Genomic DNA, 2579 nt, shown 5'->3' on the forward strand with positions numbered 1-2579 from the left:
CGTCACACCGGTTACGCCCGACCAGGGCATCTCAGTAAGATCCTGTTACGAGCTCAAAGGGAATCAGAAGAAGCTCCGCAAGCAGCTCAAAGCCCTTCCCTGGCAGCGGATTCCGCTCCAGAGCCGCATCCGCGAGAGCGGTCACGGCCGTGGCGAGATCCGCCGCATCAAGGTTTGCACCGTGAACAACCTGCTCTTCCCCGGCGCCCGCCAGGCCGTCCAGCTCAAGCGGCGCCGCCTGCACCGCAAGAGCGGCAAGGTCAGTATCAAGACCGTTTACGCGGTCACCAGCCTGAGCGCCGAGCAGGCCACTCCCGACCAGCTCGCCAACATGATCCGCTCGCACTGGCAGATCGAGGCCCTGCACCACGTGCGGGACACCACCTTCGCCGAGGACGCCTCGCAGCTTCGGACCGGCAATGCACCCCGCACCATGGCGACATGGCGCAACCTTGCCATCGGCGCCCTGCGCATCGCCGGCACCCAGAACGTCGCCGCCGCACTCCGGGCCAACTCCCGCGACCCGAAACGCCCACTCGCCCTGCTCGGCCGCACATGATCACGAACCGGACATCACGCGACAACGCCGAAGCCCTGGGGCCTGGAGGACGAGTTGGCGGATCGCGGATGTCCTGCCGCGCTGCGGAGGGACACCGATCGCGTAGGTGAGCCTGGAAGCTGGCCGGGTTCATCGGCTGCCCTGGCTGGCGGCCGGGAAAGAGCCAGCAGGAGCTCCTGCTGCTGGGGCGTAGCGCAGGTGCTGGCGGGAGCGAACGTAGGCCCGCATCAGCTCGGCGACGGGTTCCGGGAGGGGAGATGGTGGCTCTCCCAGCCGGACGGCGATGGTGGTGACGTCGTCGGTGGTGAGGCGGACGATGCGGCTGACGGGTTGGGCATAGAGGAGAACGAGCGCGGCAGCGACGCGGTTCCGCAGGGCCAACAGTCGTCGTTGAGGACCCGCCGAAGCGTGGCGAGCCGATGATGTTGGTGCAATGGCGCTTGGTCCTGGTTGATGACCTGGGCGGGCAGGGTCAGGCGGGGCCGGCTCCAGAGGGTCCTGGGCCCGCCTCCAGGACGGGTGTCGCCTGTTCGCATCCGATGCAATTGGCGTCGGTAGGAACATGGGTACAGCCGTTGGCGCTGAGATTGATCATGGTCGGCTAGCGCAGCGCTCGTCCCTGGGGAGGGGGTCTCTGAAAAGGACGATCATGAGTGGGGCCTGGCTGCTGACAAGGCACGGTCTCTACTGTTGTCCAAGTGCCAGCCCTCCACGGACAGATCTTTACCTTCAGCTCCCGTCAAAGTTCAGCCGCGCGGGATCTTGCTCAGGATCTTGGCGCCGCGCGTGGCGAGGTCGTCTGACAGCTGCGTGTTCCACTTGACGTCGAAGTTGTTGAGATTTCGGTGCCACCGCTCCCAGATCGGTGGTTTGTCAGGGTTTGGGGAATCAGGGTCGAGCATGCTGAAGGCGGTCTTGCATTTGGGGAGTCCCTTCGCCTTGTCAAAGATGTCCGCGATCGACTCCACCCCCGTCGCCTGCCCCAGCTCTTTCCAGGTGTCCCGCGTGGCCTTCGCGCACTTATTGATGGCGTTCCCGAACTTGTTACTCAGAGGGATGATTCGGCCTTCGTCGCGCTCGGCGAGAACGCCCAAGCCGTACTGCTGCGCGAACTCGGCCTCTTGGGCCACGTGGAGGGGGACCACATCGACGGTGTACTCAGGTGGCGGCTGGTACAGCACGGCTGATTCTCCGGGCAGGACCACCACGCTGCCTGGCGGAAGTTCGCTCCTGATCTGTTGGGCGGTGGTTTCGGCAGCCCACCCCGCAGGGGTATCAAAATGTGCAGGCGCAGAGATCAGGCCGCCGCTGAGCTGGAGGGTTAGGTTGCCGACGTTCGTGACTACTGAGCACCCTGAGGAAACGTTGGCGGAGTGGATGTACAGGCCCTCGTAGCCGGGCGCGATCTCAACGGGGAAAGTCGCGTCTGCGCAGCCTGTAAGGGCTCTCGCAGACCCTCGCTTGGGCTGCGACTCAGCTGAGACGGCGTCTGCAGTGGTTGGAACAGCAGCAAGCGTGAGCATCAACGCGGCGGTTACACAGGCAGCGCTGTGCCTCCTGCAGTAGGTCGTCATTCCGACTCCTCGCCCCCTGCCCCCTCAGAGACAGTTCCATTATCCGCGCGGATCAGAAGCGACGCACGACGACTCCATCGGCATGACGCGGACCGTAGCCAGGTCCGGCCCATGGCTCTAGGGATGATCACCGCGCTAGCCGACGGTGATCACTCTCAGCGCCAACGGCTGTACCTCGTTCTCCAAGGCCGATGACGAAGGCCCGGCCGACGGCCGGGCCTTCGTCGCACTGGATTTACCGGGGTAACCCGGCCGGGGTGACCGCGGCGGTGGCCGGCGCCGACGGGTTCGACGTCTGCGGCGCACCTCCGCCCCCGCCGCCGAGCGCCGCCAGGATCAGGAACAGGATCAGCAGACCGCCGCCGCCCGTGGCGGCCGCAACCGCCGGAGCCCTAGGCCGTGTTTTAGAAGTCGCGGGCGGCCAGCCATTTGGTGAGGTCGCCCGC

Annotated in this window: 2 protein-coding genes; one reads left to right on the forward strand and one right to left on the reverse strand. The window is 65.8% G+C overall.

Going from position 1 to position 2579, the window contains the following annotated elements:
• The coding region (locus ACFWBF_RS37195; protein WP_385609258.1) for an ISAs1 family transposase at positions 1–559 on the forward strand (559 nt) is incomplete at its 5' end.
• A 746-nt stretch (positions 560–1305) separates the two neighbouring features.
• Here the strand turns inward: ACFWBF_RS37195 and ACFWBF_RS37200 are convergent.
• Entirely contained in the window at positions 1306–2133 is an 828-nt protein-coding gene (locus ACFWBF_RS37200) for a hypothetical protein (protein WP_385609259.1), read from the reverse strand.
• Positions 2134–2579 lie beyond the last annotated feature (446 nt).

It is taken from the genome of Streptomyces sp. NPDC060028, from assembly GCF_042736725.1.
GTDB lineage: Bacteria > Actinomycetota > Actinomycetes > Streptomycetales > Streptomycetaceae > Streptomyces.